At 73.9% G+C, this 19,317-nt stretch carries 15 protein-coding genes and 1 pseudogene; 8 read left to right on the top strand and 8 right to left on the bottom strand.

Features of this window, described 5'->3' with window-relative positions; translation table 11 throughout:
• The first annotated feature begins 163 nt into the window (after positions 1-163).
• Positions 164-1,690, top strand: a complete 1,527-nt coding sequence (locus tag ACZ5WK_RS00610; protein WP_465543509.1) for a M1 family metallopeptidase — start codon at positions 164-166, stop codon at positions 1,688-1,690.
• 206 nt (positions 1,691-1,896) lie between these two features.
• Here ACZ5WK_RS00610 and ACZ5WK_RS00605 read toward each other — a convergent pair whose 3' ends face one another.
• Positions 1,897-3,276: a condensation domain-containing protein gene (locus ACZ5WK_RS00605; protein ID WP_465543507.1), complete on the bottom strand. Its 1,380-nt coding sequence runs from the start codon at positions 3,274-3,276 to the stop codon at positions 1,897-1,899.
• Positions 3,277-3,438: 162 nt separating this feature from the next.
• Between ACZ5WK_RS00605 and ACZ5WK_RS00600 the strand changes: the two are divergent.
• Positions 3,439-3,561: pseudogene (locus ACZ5WK_RS00600) on the top strand (SAM-dependent methyltransferase); the annotation flags it as partial.
• A 173-nt stretch (positions 3,562-3,734) separates the two neighbouring features.
• On the opposite strand, the gene ACZ5WK_RS00595 reads toward ACZ5WK_RS00600, so the two are convergent.
• Together ACZ5WK_RS00595 and ACZ5WK_RS00590 are read right to left on the bottom strand one after the other, a co-directional pair.
• A complete protein-coding gene (locus ACZ5WK_RS00595) occupies positions 3,735-4,475 on the bottom strand; it encodes a dienelactone hydrolase family protein (protein WP_465543505.1) in 741 nt (246 codons plus the stop codon).
• Between the two features lie 293 nt (positions 4,476-4,768).
• Positions 4,769-7,354: a helix-turn-helix transcriptional regulator gene (locus tag ACZ5WK_RS00590; protein ID WP_465543503.1), complete on the bottom strand. Its 2,586-nt coding sequence runs from the start codon at positions 7,352-7,354 to the stop codon at positions 4,769-4,771.
• Between the two features lie 487 nt (positions 7,355-7,841).
• Here ACZ5WK_RS00590 and ACZ5WK_RS00585 point away from each other — a divergent pair, with 487 nt between their 5' ends.
• The 4 genes from ACZ5WK_RS00585 to ACZ5WK_RS00570 all read left to right on the top strand — a co-directional run bounded on the left by ACZ5WK_RS00585 (position 7,842) and on the right by ACZ5WK_RS00570 (position 11,161).
• On the top strand, positions 7,842-8,660 hold the full coding sequence (locus tag ACZ5WK_RS00585; protein ID WP_465543501.1) for a trypsin-like peptidase domain-containing protein: 819 nt from the start codon (positions 7,842-7,844) through the stop codon (positions 8,658-8,660).
• An 81-nt stretch (positions 8,661-8,741) separates the two neighbouring features.
• Positions 8,742-9,860, top strand: a complete 1,119-nt coding sequence (locus tag ACZ5WK_RS00580) for an alpha/beta hydrolase (RefSeq protein WP_465543499.1) — start codon at positions 8,742-8,744, stop codon at positions 9,858-9,860.
• Between the two features lie 235 nt (positions 9,861-10,095).
• On the top strand, positions 10,096-10,491 hold the full coding sequence (locus ACZ5WK_RS00575) for a hypothetical protein (protein WP_465543497.1): 396 nt from the start codon (positions 10,096-10,098) through the stop codon (positions 10,489-10,491).
• A gap of 28 nt (positions 10,492-10,519) precedes the next feature.
• The gene (locus ACZ5WK_RS00570; RefSeq protein ID WP_465543495.1) at positions 10,520-11,161 is read left to right on the top strand and encodes a hypothetical protein; all 642 of its coding nucleotides are present in this window, start codon (positions 10,520-10,522) and stop codon (positions 11,159-11,161) included.
• Between the two features lie 155 nt (positions 11,162-11,316).
• On the opposite strand, the gene ACZ5WK_RS00565 is transcribed toward ACZ5WK_RS00570, so the two are convergent.
• Entirely contained in the window at positions 11,317-12,126 is an 810-nt protein-coding gene (locus ACZ5WK_RS00565) for a class I SAM-dependent methyltransferase (RefSeq protein ID WP_465543493.1), read from the bottom strand.
• A gap of 480 nt (positions 12,127-12,606) precedes the next feature.
• Between ACZ5WK_RS00565 and ACZ5WK_RS00560 the strand changes: the two genes are divergently transcribed.
• Positions 12,607-13,113, top strand: a complete 507-nt coding sequence (locus ACZ5WK_RS00560; RefSeq protein WP_465543491.1) for a DinB family protein — start codon at positions 12,607-12,609, stop codon at positions 13,111-13,113.
• A 186-nt stretch (positions 13,114-13,299) separates the two neighbouring features.
• On the opposite strand, the gene ACZ5WK_RS00555 is transcribed toward ACZ5WK_RS00560, so the two are convergent.
• The 4 genes from ACZ5WK_RS00555 to ACZ5WK_RS00540 all read right to left on the bottom strand — a co-directional run bounded on the left by ACZ5WK_RS00555 (position 13,300) and on the right by ACZ5WK_RS00540 (position 18,153).
• Entirely contained in the window at positions 13,300-14,292 is a 993-nt protein-coding gene (locus ACZ5WK_RS00555) for a MinD/ParA family ATP-binding protein (protein ID WP_465543489.1), read from the bottom strand.
• Between the two features lie 532 nt (positions 14,293-14,824).
• The gene (locus ACZ5WK_RS00550; RefSeq protein ID WP_465543487.1) at positions 14,825-15,331 is read right to left on the bottom strand and encodes an ATP-binding protein; all 507 of its coding nucleotides are present in this window, start codon (positions 15,329-15,331) and stop codon (positions 14,825-14,827) included.
• A gap of 144 nt (positions 15,332-15,475) precedes the next feature.
• On the bottom strand, positions 15,476-17,158 hold the full coding sequence (locus ACZ5WK_RS00545; protein WP_465543485.1) for a CehA/McbA family metallohydrolase: 1,683 nt from the start codon (positions 17,156-17,158) through the stop codon (positions 15,476-15,478).
• Between the two features lie 113 nt (positions 17,159-17,271).
• Positions 17,272-18,153, bottom strand: a complete 882-nt coding sequence (locus ACZ5WK_RS00540) for an SMP-30/gluconolactonase/LRE family protein (RefSeq protein WP_465543483.1) — start codon at positions 18,151-18,153, stop codon at positions 17,272-17,274.
• A gap of 192 nt (positions 18,154-18,345) precedes the next feature.
• Here ACZ5WK_RS00540 and ACZ5WK_RS00535 point away from each other — a divergent pair, with 192 nt between their 5' ends.
• Positions 18,346-19,302 (top strand): polysaccharide deacetylase family protein, encoded by a 957-nt coding sequence (locus ACZ5WK_RS00535; protein ID WP_465543481.1) that lies wholly within the window; start codon positions 18,346-18,348, stop codon positions 19,300-19,302.
• Positions 19,303-19,317 lie beyond the last annotated feature (15 nt).

Below are 19,317 nucleotides of genomic sequence, written 5' to 3'. Positions count from 1 at the left end.
GGCGTGAGGCGAGGCCCGGGGGCCGGGCCGGCGTGACGGGGGCGCGGCGGCTCCATTTCGGCCTGTTTCTTCTCATGAACATTTCATCGGGCAGGAGTGGGCCCAGGCTCACCGGGACAGGGATCGATGCGACCCACTGTCCCAGTGACCCTGGAGGACCACCGTGCGCAAGAGGCTGATCGTCTCTGCCGCCGCAGGCGCGCTCGCCCTGCTCCTGACCGTGCCCGCCTCCGCCGCCCAGATCGGCCCCGGCGCGGCGGGCATCGGAGACCCGTACTACCCCAACGCCGGCAACGGCGGATACGACGTCTCGCACTACGACATCCGCCTCAAATACCAGCCCGTCACCGACGAACTGGAAGGCACCGCCACCATCCTGGCCACCGCCACCCAGGACCTCTCCCGCTTCAACCTGGACTTCGTGCTCGGCGTCAAGGAGGTGCTGGTCAACGGCCGGACCGCGAAGTTCGCCAGTACCGGTGAGTCGGAGCTGGAGATCACCCCCGCCCGGCCGCTCACCAAGGGCAGCCCCGTGACCGTCGTCGTCCGCTACGCCGACAGGCCCGGCGAGGTGGAGCGCGGCGGCTACTCCGCCTGGCTGCGCACCCCCGACGGCGGCATCGCGGCCAACGAGCCCGAGGGATCGGCCTGGTGGTTCCCGAGCAACGACCACCCCACCGACAAGGCCACCTACGACGTCTCCGTCCTCGTGCCCGACGGCACCCAGGCCATCAGCAACGGCCTCCTCACCGGGCAGAGCTCCCGGGCCGGCTGGACCCGCTACAACTGGCGCCAGACCAAGCCGCAGGCGACCTATCTGGCCACGCTCGCGATCGGCAGGTTCGACCTCCGGACCGACACCACACCGGGCGGGATCCCGGTCGTCACCGCCTACAGCAAGGACCTCGGCGACAACGACGGCGCCGCGCGTGCCAGCGTCGAGCGCACCGGCGAACTGGTCGACTGGCTGAGCGGCTACTTCGGGGCGTACCCGTTCGACTCGGTCGGCGGCTACGTCCCCAACGTGCCCACGGGCTACGCCCTGGAGACCCAGACCCAGATCTTCTACAGCCCCGCGCAGTTCTCCCGCGGCTCCAACACGTCCGTCGTCGTCCACGAGCTGGCCCACCAGTGGTACGGCGACAGCGTCTCCGTCCAGCGCTGGAGCGACATCTGGCTCAACGAGGGCTTCGCCCGCTACTCGCAGTGGCTCTGGTCCGAGCACGAGAACGAGGGCACGGCGCAGGAACTCGCCGACTACGTCTACACCTCCTACCCGGCCGACAACGCCTTCTGGAGCGTCAAGCCCGGCGACCCCGGGGCGGACCACCAGTTCGCCGGCGCCGTCTACGACCGGGGCGCGGTGGCGATCCAGGCGCTGCGCAACACCGTCGGGGACGAGAAGTTCTTCCAGATCCTGAAGGGGTGGCCGGCCGAGCGCAAGTACGGCAACGCCACCATCCAGCAGTTCCAGGCGTACGCCGAGCGGATCTCCGGGAAGCCGCTCGCGGACCTCTTCACCACCTGGCTGTTCACGGCCTCGAAGCCGTCGGTGTCGTCGGCGGGCGTTCCGGCGGCGGGGGCGACGGGCACGGCGGGCCTGGCGCCGAGTGCCAAGGCGACGGCGCAGGAGCCGAAGTCGTGGAAGAAGATCCAGGAGACCAACTCGCTGCACGACCACGCGCACTGACGGGTGCACGCGAGCACCGGCGCGAGCGCTGGGAGCTGCACACGGGCGCTGACCGGGTGCGGTGACGGGTGCGGTGACCTGGTGACGTGGTGTGGAGTGACATGAGGTGACGGGCGTGGCCCGGCCCGGCCGCTGGGTGGGGGCGGCCGGGCCACGCCGTTGCCAGGGCCTGTCTGCCGGGCGGTGGCCTGTGAAAGGGCCGGCGGTCAGGGGTTTGTGGTGGCCAGGGTACGGGCCTCGGTGACGACCAGTTCCTCGATGCCGTAGAGGAAACGTTCCATCCGGGGGCGGGGGAGCACCGAGCCGTCGGCCGTCATCGCCAGCTGGAGCGCGTCCGCGGTCCGGAGCGCGTCGAGGGCGTAGGTGAGCCCGGGGCGCGGCTCGAACTCCTCCGGCCGGCCGAGGGTGGTGCGGGTGGTGTCGAGCGGGTCGCCGGGGGCGGCGGTGGCTCCCGGCCCGGCGATCGCCGGCGGGACCAGGTCGCGGGTGTCGTTGAAGACGCAGGAGCGGTCGGCCGTCGGGCCGTGCTCGGCGGTCAGCCGGGCGATCTCCTCGTCCAGCAGCCGCTTGTCGTAGTAGGCGTGCCGGTAGGTGGCGATCGAGGCGGCGTGCGTACGGCGGACGGCGGCGCCGAACTCGCCGTCCACGTCCGGCAGGTGGAGGATCCCGTCGCCGGCCACCACGCTCACGGCGCCCGCGAGGCCCGGCAGGAAGCGGTTGTTGACGACGATCTGGAGCACGGCGTCGGACGAGCCGGCGAGCCGGGCCGTCATCACCGCCGTCGCGGCGAGCAGCACCGAGGAGGTGCTCACCCGGTGGCCGGACGCGACGAGTTCGACCGCCCGGAGCAGCGCGGGGGAGCTGAGCACGGCGTTCGGGAACGGCTGCGGCTCGTCGTTCCGGGCGGGCGGGAAGAGGCGCGGCGGGCCCGAGCGCAGTTTGCGCAGGACGTGCGCGCGGGCGTTGGCGTCGCGCCGTCGGCCGCGCTCGGAGTGCTGGAACTCGGCTTCCTCCAAGGGCTGCTGGGCATGGCGGCCGGCCCTGATCGTCTCGACGGTCCCGCCCAGCGACAGCTCGGTGAGGTCCATCACCAGCCGGCCCATGCCCGCGCCGTCCACCGCCGTGTGCGACAGGACGAGCGACAGGTGCCGGACGAGGCCGCCCGCCTCGACCAGGCCCACCCGGATCGGCCACTCGGTGGCGCAGTCGAACGGCAGCGCGGCCAGTTCGTCGTGCAAGGCCGCACCGGCGGCGGCGAGTTCGGCGGCTCCGCCGTCGCTGTGGCGGGTGTGCACGGGCAGCCGGCCGTCCGGGTCGACGGTCTGCCGCAGCCGGCCCTCGCCGTCCGTCTGGAGCCTGGTGTGGAGGGAGTCGTGCAGGTGGAGCAGGTTCGCGAGCGCCTCGAGGACGACCGGAACCGGCAGGCCCGGGTCCAGTGGTGCCGCCGTCGTGATGTTGTAGCGCGGCGCGTCGGCGGGCGCGAGCCGGCCGACGGCGTCCCAGATGGCCTGCTGGCCCCAGGTGGCCGGTCCGGTGCCCGACCGGCCGGACGAGAAGGTGATCTCCAGCTGCTGACTCGTGGTCACCGTGTGGCTCTCCGATGTGCGGTTCCGGGCTCGGCGCGCGCCGCGTGATGCGTCGCGCGTCCGGGCGGGGCGGGAGGTGCGGCGGGAACGCGTGTGCTGCCGGGGCAAGAGTCTGGCGCACCGCCAAGGTCGCGTCGAGCCTCGGAACACGGCCGTCCGCTACCGCCGTTGGACGCCGAGGAGGCCGCGCGCCGCCGCCGGCTGGCCGTGTCGTTCTCCATCGTCATCAGGACGAAGTTCCTCGACGACCTGTTGCAGCAGGCCTCCGACCCCGGGTTCGGGCAGCGCCCGAAGCTGTGCAGAAACCGAACGGACAGTGACGTCAGACACCGTGGGCCCCTGCCGGGAGTTCGGCAGGGGCCCACGGTGCAGAGAGCTGCGGAGGGCCGACCCGTCCTCGATGAGCGGCGTGCCGGCCGGCATCAGCTACCGCCTGCCGCCGGTCCGACGGCCCGGCCTCACTTCAGATGGCGGGTGAAGAACTGGGCCGCGGCGTCCCCCGCGAACTGCGGGACGCCGGTGTGCCCGCCCATGTTGGCGTTCAGGGACTTCTCCTCGGAGCCGAATGCGTCGAACAGGTCCAGGGCCGCCTGCCGGTCGTTCCCCTCGTCGTCCCACTGCAGCAGGACGTGCAGCGGAACGGTGACCTGGCGGGCCTCATCAAACATGGCGCGAGGCACGAAACTCCCGGCGAACAGAACGGCGGCCGCGATGCGCGGCTCGACCGCCGCCAGCCGGATGCCGATGGAGATCACTCCCCCCGAGTATCCGACCGGGCCGCCGATCTCGGGCAGCTCGAGCAGGGCGTCCAGGGCGGCCTGCCATTCCGGGACCGCCTTTTCGACCAGCGGGAGGACGAGAGCGTCGACGATCTCGTCGGTGACCGGCTTGCCGGCCTCGATCGCCCGGCGCAGGTCGGCGCGGGCCTGCTCGACGGCGGCCCACCGGGGCCGGTCGCCGCTTCCGGGGAGCTCGATGGTGGCTGTGGCGAAGCCATCCGCCGCGGACTGCTGGGCCCGAGCCACCAGCCGGGGGTACATCATGCGCAGCCCGAGGGGAGGGTGGCCGAGCAGGATCAGCGGCGCCGGTGCGGATGCGGATGCCGATGCGGGTGTCCACAGGATGCCGGGGATCTCACCGAGGCTGAAGGTGCGTTCGAGTACGCCGTCGTCGAGGCGCTGATCAGAAGTGACATGCATGGTCGTGCCTTTCGGGAGTGCACTGCAACGGCGCTCCCGGACGACCTTTTCTATCGCCCGACCGTGACCCCGGAGGGGAGCACCCATGTCGATACTGCGTTCACGGGTACCACCTCCTCGGTTTCTTGCACGGCTTCCGGAAATGTAGCAGTGGTCGCCTTCGTGCGCCTAACGGTTTTTGCGGGGCCTCCGTGGCCGGAGACCACGGAGACACGACGCACAGGGCGGGGCGGGAGCGGAGCCGGTACCGGGCGCGCCCGGCACCGGCATCATCCGTCCGAATGACGGCGGGGTCACGGGGAGTCGGTCCGGGTCGCGGCCTCGCCCGCCCGCAGCCGCGCCGCACCGGCGTCGGGCGCGTCCCCGCCCCGGGGCCGCGGAAGGGGCGTCGACGTCGATGCGGTGAAGGTGGCCGGGGCGTAGTGCGCGTGATGCAGGCGGTAGGCGTCGCCGAGGTGGTGCTGGAGGCGGCTGTGGCGGAACTGGTAGACCGCGCCGGTCCGGCGGAGCACTCCCCGGCGGTAGGCGTCGTCCAGGAAGGCGGCCGTGTCCCGGGGGAGGTTGCCGGTCGCGGGCAGCCAGATGCGGCAGAAGACCACCCACTGACCCCAGGCGGTGAACCCGAGGGCGTAGGAGGAGGTGCCGCCGAGCCCGCCGACCACGCCGATGAAGAGGCCGTCCGACAAAGGCCAGTTCATCGGCCCCAGGAGCGGTTGCAGCAGCTCGATGACGAGGCGGCCGCCGAGGGCGATCGCGAGGGTGAGCGCAGGTACGAGGACGAGGACCTGCCGGCCCACCGTCGCGCGGTTGGCGGACAGCAGGCCGGCCGGGGTCGCGGCGGAGGCGATGTCCAGGGGCGCCTCGAGTGCGGCCATCAGCCCGAAGACGAGGCCGGCCGCCGAACCGAAGATCAGTCCGAAGGCCAGCATGTTGATGAGCGTGCCCTCGATCACCGCGCCGTCGGCGAGCGAGACCCTGTTGTTCAGCGCGCGTTCCAGCGTGATGGCGCCGGCACAGCCGACGCCCATCACGAACCCGCCCAGCAGCACCGTCCCGAACCGGGAGGTGAAGGTGCGCATCGGTCCGCGGCCGACGCGGGTGTGGTTGCCGGGCAGTCGTAGCCGGACCTGGGACGGTGCGAAGGCGGTGCTGCCGAACCTCGCGATGAGCCAGTAGACCGATCCGAAGGCCAGGCCCGCGATCGGTCCCATCAGGGAGCCTTCCAGGACGATCCCGTCGAGGTCCGCCGCGAGAACGGAGTCGAACTGGTGGGCGATCAGGCCGACGGACCACTCGGCGAGGGTGACGGACAGCGCGCAGGTCAGCATGACGGCGAGGAGGCGCGTCGAGGGCCTCAGCGAGTCGCCGATCTTCCACCAGGCGAGGTCCTGCTGGTCGAGGTCGGGGAGCCGGGCCAGGTGGTGGGCGAGGTGACCGAGCCAGCGCCGGACCCGTTCGGAGCCGGGGTCCGAGTCGTGGTCGGGCCGCCTGCGCGGGGGGCCGCCGGTGGCCCGTACGGGGGCGAGACGCCGGTAGACCGTGGGCACGAAGCCCGCCAGCAGGTGCTCCTCGAGCGAGTGCCGGGTGGGGAAGCGGGTGGTGTCCAGCAGTTCGGCCGGGTCGGCGTCGGCGTTCTCGCTGTAGAGCGTCCGCGCCAGGATGACCATCAGCGGGGTGCTCAGGACGCCGGCGAGGTTGCGGCTCGCGGGGGTGTCCTGCCTGCGCAGCGCCGCCAGGACGGCGTCCCATACGTTCCCGGACCCGTTCCCGTCTCCGAGGGCGGTGTCCGGGCCGGTGCCCCGGGTGGTGACGGGGCGGGAGGTGCGGGGCAGGTAGTCCGTGAGGTCGCCGGGCGTGAGGTCGACGAGTTCGACGCCGGCCGCCCAGACCAGCGGGGTCCCCGCCGCGTGCACCGCCTCGGCGAACTCCCCGCGGCGGCTGGTCAGCACGAGCGGCATCGAGGTGGCGTTGAGCGCCTCCAGCGCGTGCGGCCGCAGGCCTTCGGCGATCTCGTCGAAGCCGTCCAGCACCGGCAGGACCAGGTCGGCGTCGACCAGCGCGGCGGCCAGCGTCGAACCGCTGGGGACGCGCTGGACCAGGTGGGGGTGGTCACGCAGCAGCAGGTCGATCAGCCAGTCGCGCAGCGCGGTGGCCGTCGGGTCCCAGGACCCGAGGCTGAAGATCACCGGCACCCGGTCGGCGACGGCCGGGCCGGCCAGGAGGTCCAGGACGAACCTGATCGTCAGGATGGACTTCCCCGACCCGCCCCGGCCCAGCACCACGAGCCGCCCGGACGGGATCCGCCGGTAGACCTCGGCCACCGCGCGCAGATCACCGCTGAGGTCCACCCCGTCGGACGCGGACCCGGGGGGAAGGCGCTGGATGTTCTCCGCGTGGTCCGTCAGCCCCGCGGGAGCGGGGCGCCAGCGCACCGGTAACGGAAACGGATCGTGGACGCGGCGCTGCTCCTCCTCGATCTGCCAGCGGCGCCTGACTTCCGTCGCCAGCTCCGCGGTCGCTTCGGCGAGTGCGCCCGGAATCCGCGGGAACGGGGACGGAAGGGGAAGGGGTCCGGAATCGACGGGGGATTCCGGAGCCGGGCCGCGGGTGGATTCGGGAACAGGCCCGGAAATCGTTTCGGGAAACGGATCTGACGATGCGTTCGCGAGTGTGGCCGCCAGCAGCAGGCGATCCTCGGGCCCCACGCCGAGGGCGTCCGCCAGCAGATTGACCGTACCCAGTCGGTGGTCGGCGGACTTCCCGGTCTCCAGTCTGCGGATGGTGCGGACGCTCACTCCCGACCGCTCCGCCACCTGTTCCTGTGTCAGCCCTGACTGCTTGCGCAGCCGGCGCAACAGTGTGCCGAGCTGATCCGCCACGTCGGCGCCCTCTTTCCCCCCGCGAGTACGGCCTGCGAGGAGCCTATCGTGACCACCGGTCATATGTGGCCGGTGCCATGGCCTGTCCTCCGACCTGTGCGAACGCCACCATCGGTGGTGTCCGGTCGCCGGTCCAACCCGGAGTGAGGAGTCGACATGGCCTACCGCCACTGGTGCGGTGAGTGCGGATACAAGACGGCGTGGCTCCCCCGGGCGGAGAGCGAGGAGCAGCAGATCCTGCACTACGCCAAGCAGCACCCCGGAATTCCTCCGGGGGGCAGTGTGGAGGTCGGTCGCAGGGACCCGGGCGGAGGCCCGGGATGTCTGCCCGTCCTGGGAATCGCCGTTCTGCTGCTGATTCTCGCGGCTTCGTGCCGCCGCTGACACCGGATTCCGTCGACCGAATTCCGTCCGAGCCGGCCGGATGTCCGGGCGGAGGCGCGACCGGCGCCCCGCCGCTTTCGGCCCCACATTGGAGAGTGATCGTATGCTTCGCGAAATACGTGCCCTCGGTATCGCCGCCGTCCTGGCGGGAATGGCCCTCGCCACCGCGCCGTCCGCCGGCGCGGCGACCGCCGCTCGCACCACCGCCTCCACCGTCACCGCCGCCTCCGCGGGCACCGCCGCGGAGACGCGCACGCCCATCGGCGGCGGCACCGGCATCATCTTCCGCATGGCGCCGAGCCCGGAGAACCCGCAGAGCTACTACGTCTGCACCCTCACCGCCGTCGGCCGTGACAACGCCGGCAACCTGGTGGCGCTGACCAACGCCCACTGTTTCATCGACGACCAGGGCAACAAGCTCGTCGGCTCACAGGTGTACCGCGACACCTCGCCCGCCGGGACGGCCTTTTCCCCGGCACCGCTCACCGCCAGCCGGCCCGACCTGGGGACGGGGGCGATCGGCGAGGTGACGTACGTCAGTACGCCCAACAACCTGCTCAACAACGGCCCCAAGGGGCTCGACTACGCGGTGATCAAGCTGGACGAGAGCCGGGTGGCGGCCACCGACACCGTCGGCGGCGTGACCATCAAGTCGATCGGTGCCCCGCCGGCGGTGGGGACGCGCATGTGCAAGGAGGGCCACCGGACCGGTCTGACCTGCGGCATGAGGATCGGCACCAACGGCATCTGGTTCACCCATCTGATCTGGACCGACGGCGGCGACTCCGGCTCCCCGGTCGTCTCCGGCACGACGCTGGTCGGCAACGCCTGGGGCATCCAGCACAGTTCGTCGATCCTGAGCATCATCGACGAACTGAACGCCAACGGCGGCGTCGGCGCCGGCTTCCACCTGGCCGGCTGACCACCCACCGCCCCTGCGCCTTCTCCTGCGATTCGCCCTCCGACTCGCCCTCCGACTCACCCTCACGGAGAGAGAACCCTCATGACATCCCTGCTGTCCGGTGCGCGCGTGCGCGCCGCGATGCGCGCCACCGCAGCCGCCGCCGCGACGGCGCTGGCGGCAACGGTGATCGCCTTCACCGGTCCGGCCGCGCACGCCGACGCGCAGGCCGACGCGCCCGGCGTTCCGGTCTTCGCCGACGGCTACGGCCTGACCCAGGTCGCCGGCGCCACCGAGGTCCACTCCGGCACCGACTTCACGATCACCGTGACCACCGGACAGGTGTCCGGCCGGCACAGGATCCGGATCTTCCTGCCCAGCGGCTACGCCGCCGAGCCCGGCAAGCGCTGGCCGGTGGCGTACTTCCTGCACGGCGGTGGCGGCAACGTGGACGATGCCGCGGCGGCGCCGGCCCTGCACTCGGACTCGATGATCACGGTCGTCCCGGACGGGGGCCTGAAGGGCTGGTACACGGACTGGCTCATGCAGAACACCGCCCTGGGCGCGGCGAACTGGGAGACCTTCCACCTCAACCAGGTGGTCCCCTTCATCGACGCCAACCTGCGCACTCTCGCCGACCGGAGCCACCGGGGCATCGTCGGCCTGTCTATGGGCGGCTACGGCGCGCTGCACTACGCGGAGGCCCGCCCCGACCTGTTCGGGCAGGTGGCCGCACTCTCCGGTGGCATCGACTTCGGAACGGCGGAGATCCGCGGGGCCGTCCTGGCCACCGAACTCAACCTCACGGGTACGTGGTGCGCGCTGAGCACCTCCACCCCCTCCGGCACCGGACAGTGCACCGGCTACGGCCCCTACGTCGACAGCGACGCGATCTTCGGCTCGCCGTACCCCGTCTTCAATGCGGACCACGTCTGGAAGGAGGTCGATCCCGCCGCCAAGGCCAACCTGGCCAAGCTCACCGGTGCGGGAATCACGCTCTACACCGGCAACCAGGGGCCGATCGACCACTTCACCGAGATCGCCTCCACCAACGTCAAGGCCCGCCTCGACCGGCTGGGGCTCCCCAGCACCCTGGTCGACTACGGCAACGGGGGGTCGCTGGCTCCCGGTTGCAACGGCGGCCACAACTACGGCTGCTGGGCGCCCGCGTTCGCGGACTACGTGCCCCGGCTCGGGGCCGCGTTCGCCGCGGCGGGCTGACCCGCCCGGGCGGAGGCGCTCCGCCCGACCGCCGCTCCGCGTCGTCGCGCGGAGCGGCGGTCGGAGGCCGCCGGTCCACGGTCCATGGCCAACGCCCCGTGGCCGCCCCACCGCCCCACGAAGCCCCGAGCACGAAGCCCCGAGCGCGAAGCACTGAGCACTGAGTACGAAGCACGAAGCAACACACGACAGACGAACGCGCAGAGCTGTGACGCTGCGAAGAAGCGAGGATTCCATGGACGATCTGATGCACAAGCTGGTTTCGGGCGCCCTCAGCGGTGGGCTGATCGCACTGGTCGGAGGGCTCAGCGTCCTGGTCCGCCGGAGGCGGGTCGCCAGGGCGGAGGCCGCCGCGCCGGCCCCGGTCGAGGACCTCTCGCAGACCCTGCTGCGGCAGGCCCAGGAGGCCGACCGGAGCCGCGAGGCGCTGGCCGCCCAGGCCGGCCCCGCCGCGGCGCTCGACCCGGCCCGGACGGCCGCCGATCTCTGGCGCCGGCTCACCGAGGTGCGCCAGGGACGGTTCCAGGCCGAACGGCAGGCAGCCCTGACGCGGCTCGGCGAACTGCTCGCTGCCGCCGGCCGGCCGGACGAGGCGGCACGAGTCCGCCGGGAGATCGTCGGGCTCGGCTGACACACCCGACCGAAGCGAGGAGACCGCCATGCCCGCAGCACTCTGGACCGGCCGGGACGCCGACCCGGACCGCGTGACCGCCGACCTCACCCTGGCGCTCGGCCGTGAACTCGGCCTCGACCGGCCGCCGGTGGCCGCCACGCTCCCGCCCGACAGCACCGGTGTCCCGGCCGGCAGTCTGCTGCCGCCGCGGGAGCGGTTCAGCGGAATGCCCGCACCGACACTCTGCTACGTCTACGTGGACGCCCAGGCGCCGAGGCCGTTCGAGCTTCGCGCCTCGCTCATGGCCGGGCGGGCCGCGCTCCGCCGAAGCCTGGGGCTGGGCCAACTCCTCTACGCCGTGCCGCTGAGCCGGCCGCTGCCCTCCCGGGTCGCCCTGAGCGCGCCGCGGCGTTTCGGCCCGTCGTCCTTCGAGGGCGACGCCGAGGCCGCCGGCCGCCTGAACGCGGACCGGGAGCTGGTCGCCGAGGCCAACGCACTCACCCCCCTGGAGGCCGGGCCGGACACCTCGCACACCTGGTCGATCGAACGGCTGCTGGCGGTCGAGCCGCTGCCCCAGGGGTCGGTCCTCCTCCTGCGCACCCTCCACCGCGCCGCCGCCCGCGGCTGGTCACTCCGCTCCGATGTCGTGCTGAACCTGGCCGCCCGCATCGAATCCGTCCTCGGCTGAGGCCGGCGGGACGCGCGCCCGGCCGGGGCGGAGCCGCACGGCCCGGGTCGGAGCCGCGTCCCGGCGCCGACGCCGGGCCGCTCTCCGACCGGGGCCGGGCCCCGCAGGCAGGCAGGTGTCCGGCGGTTCGTCGTGACGGAGCAGGCCCGCCGTGGTCAGTCGCGGTCGGCGGTCACCAGGTGGTAGTCGAGCAGGCCGCTCCGCCAGGCGGTGAGGAAGTTGCGCGTCCAGTGGCCGGGCGGGACGGTGTCCTCCAGGTAGCGGTCGAGGCCGGGCCAGACGTTCGCGCCGATCGACTCGGTGGTGACGTTCCCGAAGCCGGCGGTGGCGAGGTCGGCCGTGAAGTCCTCGAGCGGATGGGCCACGTCCAGGCCGTCGGCGAAGCTGGCGAGCAGGATGCTCAGCCGCTCGGCGACCTCCGGGCCGGAGCTGAAGAACGTGGTCACCACCAGCCGCCCGCCGGGCCGCAGCACCCGGGCCGCCTCGTGCGCGAAGCCGGTCAGCTCGCGGAAGTGCTGGGCCGCCTCGACGGAGTACACGCCGTCCAGCGAGCCGTCCGCGAACGGCAGTTCGTCGGCCGCGCCGAGAGTGAAGGCCAGCCGGTCCGGGAACGTCGCCAGCGCCTTGGCGTTGACGGCCCGGGCGCGCTCGACCTGGTCCGGATGGATGTCCACCCCGGTCACCGCGGCGAACCGGAACTCCCGCATCGCCAGCGCCGCACCCAGCCCGCGCCCGCAGCCCACCTCGGCCAGCCGCAGCTGCTCGGCCGGCGTCGGAAGGGCGCGCAGCACCCGCCGGTACAACTGCTCCTGGCTGTGCACCCGGTCCTCGGGGGTCGGCGACGTGGTGTCGATCCCCTGCCAGTCACCGAAGTTGATGAAGCCGCCGGCGAAGCTCGCCGCCAGGGCGAGATCGCCGGCGCCGTAGGTCTGTCGCACGGTTGCGGGAATGCGGTCGTGGGTCATGGGCTGCTCGGTCTCCTCGCGGGTCGCCGCCCGGGGCCTCGGGCGTGCGCGCAGTACGTACCCAGCCGGGATCGTGGCCGAACACCACGCCAGGGTGATTCGAGCGGAAACCGGGCTGGTCAGGGGGTTGGTGGTGTGACCGGACGATGAGCATCCCGACGGTGTGCGGGTCATCGGCCCGGCGGCCCCGCGGGCTCCCGGGGTTCTCGGTGCAGGCCCGGCGGAGAGCGGAGGGCGGAGGGCGGTGAGCGGGGCCACGGGTTCCCACCCGCCTGCGGCGCACCGCCCGCGGGCCGGGCGTCCCGGCTCCCCGGTACGGTGTGGACACCGGGGCTCGGCAGGTACGGGGGTGTGTCCGACAAACCGTCGGATCAGCGCGCTTGGCGGGAATGGGCAGACACGTTCTCGGGCTGTCGGCGGGCAACGGACGGGAGGCGTGCGCCAAAGGGGCCGCGCCACCGGGGAGGACAGGAGACCGACATGGCCACCGAACGGATCGCGCCACCGCTGACCGGGGACGAGCGCGAGATGCTGCGCGCCTTCCTGGACTACCACCGGGCGACGCTGGCGATGAAGTGCGACGGGCTGACCGACGACCAGCTGCGGCTGCAGTCGAGCCCGCCGTCCACGTTGTCCCTGCTCGGGCTGGTCCGGCACATGGCCGAGGTCGAGCGGACGTGGTTCCGCCGGGTCATCAACAAGGAGGAGATCCCGTTCGTCTGGTCCCCGGAGCGCGACTACCAGGCCGCGTACGACGCGCGGGGAGCCGACCGGACGGAGGCGTTCGCCGCCTGGCAGGAGGAGGTCGAGCACGCCCGCCGTATCGAGCGGGAGGCGGAGTCGCTGGACGTGACCGGCTACATGCCGAAGTGGGAGGCGGACGTCTCGCTGCGCCTGGTGATGCTGCACCTGATCCACGAGTACGCCCGGCACAACGGGCACGCCGACTTCCTGCGCGAGTCGATCGACGGTGAGGTGGGGGCGTAACGAGGCCCCTTCCCGGTCAGCCCGGGCCCGGCAGACTGGGCGGCCCGTCAGCCCGGGCCCGGCAGCGCGGGAGGCCGGATGACCGGACCCTCGGAAGGCCAAGGCCCCGGCGGGCCGAGTCCCGGGCGGACGTCCGCCCGGGGCCCGGCGGCCCGGGAGGCCAACGGCCGTGCATCGTAGGGTGGTTCACCATACGGTGGGCCGGCCCGCGCGCCAGAGGTCGGCGCCGACCAGGGCGGCCAGCTCGCGTACGGCCGCGCCGGTGCGGTGGCCGAGCCGGCAGGGGTCGAACTCGGCGCCTGCCGCCAGGTGGTCGTCGAACGGCAGCTCCACCACGCCCCGGCAGCGTGCGCCGAAGTACGCCCGCAGGTCGGCGGGGTCGACCGGCCGGGTGGTCCCGCGTACCGCCGAGACCACGGTGATCGAGCGCTCGGCCAACTCCCCGTAGCCGTGGGCGTGCAGCCAGTCGAGGGTTGCGGCCGCGCTGCCGGCGCCGTCCACGCCAGGCGTGGTGGCAAGGATCAACTGGTCGGCCAGGTCGAGGACTCCGTGCATCGGGGCCTCCAGCAGGCCGGTGCCGGAGTCGGTGAGCGCGATCGGGTACCGCTGCGCGAGCAGCTCCAGGGCGGCGCGGTAGCCGGCGTCGGAGAGTGTGCCCGGGCGGTCCGGTCCGGCGAGCACCGCGAGGCCGCTCGGTGTCGGCGAGACGTACCGGTCGAGGTCGACGAGGTGGCGGGCCGCCGCGAGGCCGGTGATCCCCGCCGTCGTGCGGTGCCGGACGCGGCGGGCCAGCGAGCCGGAGTGCGAGCCCGAGTCGACCGCCACGACGGGCTCGCCACGCTCGGCCGCGAGCATCGCCCCCAGGGCGAGCACCACGGAGGTCTTGCCGGCGCCACCCTTGGCGCCCAGCACGGCGATCCGCCAACTCCCTTGCAGCGGGGACCGGATGAGCCGCAGCTGCTCCCGGCCCTGGCGTTCGCCGCTGCGCAGCCGCTCCAGCACACTGCGCCGCGGCGCGTGGGCCGGTGCAGGTGCAGGTGCAGGTGCGTGGGCGGGTGCGGGGGCCGGGGCGGAGAGGGGGCTCGGGTGGGGAGCGTGGTGGAGTGGCAGCGACGGCGATGACGGCAGGACTCGGGCGCCGAAAGGTTCGAGGGGCGGTGCGGTGGCGGCGTTCCTCACGGTGTCTCCTTCGGCGCGGTCTGCGGTGCACGCTCGTTACCCGGCTCTACGGAGCGTCGGCGCAGGTCAGTTCACCGACCGGCCACCCGGCCGGGGTCCGGACCGGGCACCGGCGCCCCGCCGTGGACCGGGGAGACGTGGCCCGGGCCCGTGGGGGAGCGGCCTCAGAGCGGTGCGGGGGGCCAGCCGGAAGACAGCCCGGGTGACGGGCTGCCGAACCGGTGAACCGAGAGGACGCTCCCGTCCGTAGTACGGGGTGGCGGCACTGCTACCGGCGCCCGACCCCCCGTGCGGGCGCCGGTTCAGCCGTCCGGGCGGGCGGACCACCCTCCGGGGCGGACCGCCCGCCGGGGCCTCCGGTCTCCGGCCCCTCCCGGTCCATCCGGCTTCCGCGCCCCGGCGGCAGCGGGACCGGGACGCTCCGGCGACCGCCCTTGTGGGAGGGCGGCCGCCGGAGCCCTCGCTTACCCGGCCTCACCGCCGCGGTCTCACCACGTCGCGGTCTCACCATGGAGGCCTCACCGCCGAGCCCTCACCACCCCAGCAGGAACGCTCCCTGCGCCAGGCGGGCAAGGACGGCCCCGGCCGCCGCCTCCGGTGCGACCGGCTCGGCGTCCACCGCGTGCCGGTCCGGCGTGCCCGGTTCGGCCGGCGCACCCGCCGGCCGCAGCACCACGTAGTGCAGGGCCGCCCCGGTGGTGCGGCTCTCACGGCGGAAGGCGTCCAGTGCCGCCGGTTCCACCGCCGCCTCCACCACCACCTGGTACCCGCCGGTGGCGAACGCGAAGGCGGCCTGCGCCGTGGCGGCCAGAGCCGTCGTGTTCTGCCGCCGCGCCTCCGGCAGGTGCGCCGGGACGTAGCCCTGCCGGACCGCCCGCTGGAAGTCGTCCGCCCGCAGGTGCACGCTCGGGTGGAGGGCGTCCGCCAGCAGGGGCGCGACCGTGCCGCTCCCGGCCCCGGCCGGGTCGGCCAGCACGATCACGCCGCCGGCGCCCCGGCCGCCCCCGATCTCCGGCCCACCTACGGTCGTACGGTTCACGGCTGCTGATCCCTTCGCGGGCCGGGGGCGGACGGGGTGCCGGGGCGGGTCGGACCCGGGTACGGACAGCCGGGTGCCCCGCCCCTACGACTGACTGCTGTCGGAGATCAACCTAGTCCACGGCGGTACCCCGAGTCCTCCCCCCTACCGGTCCGCGGACTGCTCCGGGGACCGGTCCGCCGACGGCTCTGCCGGCTGCTCCGCGGACTGCTCCTGCGGCGGGGCCGCCGGCCGCAGCACGATCGGATTGGTCAGCGCCGCCATCGGGCCCCACGGCAGGTCGGGTCCCGTCGCATTGCCCCTCCCCGGGGTGCCGTCGGCCTTCGGGCGGCGGACCTCGGCCCGGACGAAGGCGGCGAGCGAGGCCGTCGTCCGCCAGACCACGGTGCCAGTGCCGTCGGCGGGCAGCGACTCCTGGTGCAGCTGACCCTCGTCGGTGAGGAACCGGACGGTGCCGCCCGGGACGCCGGAGACGGTGAGGCGTACGTCCACCGGGGCGTCCGCGGGGCCGGTGAGCTGCTCGCCGATGCCGGCCTGGCGGCCGTGTCCGGTGGCGGTGAACTCCAGCTGGACGGTGGCCGATTCGGCTATCCAGCTGCGCCCGGAGCGGAGGCCGTCGAGGACGGCGTCGCGGGTGAGGTCCTCCGCCCGGACGACGGTGTGCGGGGAGCCTATGACCTGCGGGGCGCTGTGGGCGTCGCTGTTGCCGACGGCCGGCAGCCACGAGCGCCCTTCCCGCATGGCGACGGCGAGCCCCGCGTCCCAGGTGTCGACGGCCGACTCGTCGTCGTACGTCCAGGGGCCGTTCCAGACCTCCACCGCGTCGGCGTCCTGGTAGCCGAACTTCCACTGGCAGGCGACGTAGGGGCAGTACGGGTGCGCGGGCACCACCAGGCCGCCCTGGCGGCGGACCTGCCGGGCGAGGCGGGGGAACGCCTCGTCGCGCGAGCGGTACCGCCAGTCGACGAACTGGCCCGGGCGCAGCCCGAGTGCCAGCCAGTGGCCGTTGCGGGTGGTGACCTCCTCGCCGGTCACGATCAGCAGGTCCGGTCCGGCGAGCGGGCCCCAGACACCGTGCGACGAGGTGGTGTTGTGGTCCGTCGACACGATGAAGTCCAGCCCGGCTGCCCGTGCGCCCGCCGCCACCTCGGCCGGCAGCCGGCGCCCGTCGGAGTGCACGGTGTGCAGGTGGCAGTCGCCCCGGTACCAGGCGCGCCCGCGCCCCCGGGCCCGCTCGGGCGGGTATGACGGGGTGAACTCCGGCCCCGGCACGCCGAACCGGAGCGTGATCGCCACGTGGTAGTCGAGGCCCTGCGGGGCCACCTGGTAGGGGCCGAGTACGACGTTCCACGTCCCCGGGCGGATCGGGCCCGGGAGGTAGCCGGGCGTCGCCTGGTCGCGGGCGACCGTGAACTCGGTACGGAACCCGCCCGACCAGCCGCGGAACCCGCGGCCGCCGAGGTCGGTGCCGCGTTCGTCGAAGAGGCCGATGTCGCAGGAGTTGCCCGGGGTGCCGGCGGGGACGGGCGGCTTGTCGTAGCCGTAGGAGACGGCGATCTCCCGTACGCCGGAGGGGACGTCGAAGGGCAGGTAGACGAAGTCGGGTGCGCCGGTGGGGAGATGGCCGGTGAGGGTGATCGTCCGGTCGGGTGGCGTCCCCGCCGCGTCCGCCGCCTGGGCGGAGGCGGCGGTGACCGCGAGGCCGAGGGCGGTGACGGCGCCGCCGGCCAGGCCGGTCCTGAGGAGGTCGCGGCGGTCGAGGAGGGGCTGCCGGCGGCCGGGCAGAGCGTGCTGCCGGTCGGGCTGCGGGTCGTCGCGGTCGGTCATCGGGGCCTCCGGTCTCGGGCAGCGGCGGCGGGCGGACTCCCCGCCGGCTCGCCCGCCTCCCTACCCGCGCCGGTGAACCCGCGGTGAGCCGGGCCCCACGTGCGTACGGCGGGTCAGTGAAGGAGCCCCGGACCGCCCGCACCCGGACCGCCCGCACCCGGGACGTCCACCGGCACGGCCAGCACCTGCCCGGTCCGGGCGCCCTCCGGCGGCGGCCACTCGGCGGCGGTCAGGTAGAGCGTCCGACCGTCCGGGCCGCCCAGCGCGCACGAGAAGCACCCCCGGTCGAGCGTGACCCGCTGCACCACCTCGCCGCCCTCGCGCACCCGGACGCAGCAGCGGTTCGGCACGTCCGCGAACCAGAGCGCGCCCTCCGCGTCCAGGGCGATCCCGTCCGGGGCCGAACCCTCGACCGCCGCCCAGACCCGCCGGTCGGTCAGGCCGCCGTCCGGCGCGACGGTGAACGCGGTGAGCCGGCCCGCGTACGACTCGGCGACGATCAGCGTCGAGCCGTCCGGGGTGACGGCGATCCCGTTGGGGAAGGCGAGGTCCCCGGCCACCTGCCGGACGGCCCCGTCCGGGGTGACCAGCGCGAGCAGCCCCGGCCCTGCGTCCTCGCCGCCCATCAGGTCGAACCCGATGCAGTTGACGTACGCGTTGCCGCGCCCGTCCACGGCCACCTCGTTCCACGGCCGGTCGCAGACCGCCCGCAGGTCCGCGTACGCGGTGAGCGCGCCGTCCGCCTCGCGGCGCAGCAGCTGCCGGTCGCTGCCGGCCACGACGAGCAGGCGGCCGTCGGGTGCGGGCAGCCAGTCGATGCAGAACGGGAACGAGGGGATGCGGGCGGCCACGGTGGCGGCGCCGTCCCCGTCGACGGTGAGCAGCTCCTGAGCGCCCCAGTCGCAGACCCAGAGCCGGCCGTCGTGCCAGCGGGGGGACTCGCCGAGCGCGAGGCCGGTGAGCAGGGGGACGGGGGTGGCGGGGGTGGCGGGCATCGGGGACTCCCTGTGCGGGGTGCCGGACCGGACGGGTGCCGGAATGGACGGGCGCCGCAACCGACGGTGGCCGGGCCGGCGGGGCGCCCGAGGCGGCGGGTGCCGGGACGGCCGGGTGGGGTTGCGGCGGGTGACGATCGATCGGTTCATAGAAACAGATGAGCGGAATGTCGGATATATGTGGAGGCGGGCATGTCGCTGAGTCGGCGGACACTGCTGATCGTTGCGGCCGGGAGCGCACTGGCGGGGTGTCAGGCGACTGCAAGGCCCGCCGAACGGGTGATGGCGGCGGTGCCGGCCGGGGCTGCTCCCGCCACCCCGGAGCCGTCCGCGCCGACGGCGCCGGCCACCCCGGAGCCGGCTGCACCGGTCGTCTCCGCCGCGCCGTCCGCACCGGTGACGCAGGTCGCGCAGGCCGCGCCGGCTGCGCCCGCTGGTCCCGCCTTCACCCGGGCCGTGGCGGTGGACCGGTACGGGGCCGTCGAGCCGGCCGACTGGGGCCTGGAGGTGTCCGGTGTGATCACCGCACTGCCCGACGGCGAGCAGGCCACCGCACTCACCTTCGACGCCTGCGGCGGGCCCGGCGGCTCCGGCTACGACGCCGACCTCATCGAGCTCCTCCGCAGCCACGACGTCCCCGCCACCCTCTTCCTCAACGCCCGCTGGATCGACGCCAACCCCGCCGAGTTCGGGAGCCTCGCCGGCGACCCGCTGTTCGAGATCGCCAACCACGGCACGCTCCACCGCCCCCTCTCCGTCACCGGCCGCTCCGCCTACGGCATCGCCGGCACCGGCGACGCGGCCGACGCGTACGACGAGGTCGCCGGGAACAGGGAGAAGCTCGCCGCCCTGCTCGGCCACCCGCCCCGCTTCTTCCGCTCGGGCACCGCCCACTACGACGACGTGGCCGCCCGCATCGCCGCCGACGTCGGACAGCGCATTGCCGGTTTCACCGTCAACGCCGACGGCGGCGCCACCTTCACCGGGAGCCAGGTCCGCCAGGAGGTCGCGGCCACCCCGCCCGGCGGCATCGTCATCGCCCACATGAACCACCCCGCCGGCGGCACCGCCCCCGGCTTCGCCGCCGCCCTCCCGGCGCTGCTGGCCGACGGCAGGCGCTTCGTCCGGCTCTCGGACGTGCTGGGCTGAGCAGACGGACGCGCC

The sequence above is a fragment of the Kitasatospora sp. NPDC032757 genome, assembly GCF_055579305.1.
This window is presented reverse-complemented; position numbering and strand designations above follow the sequence as displayed.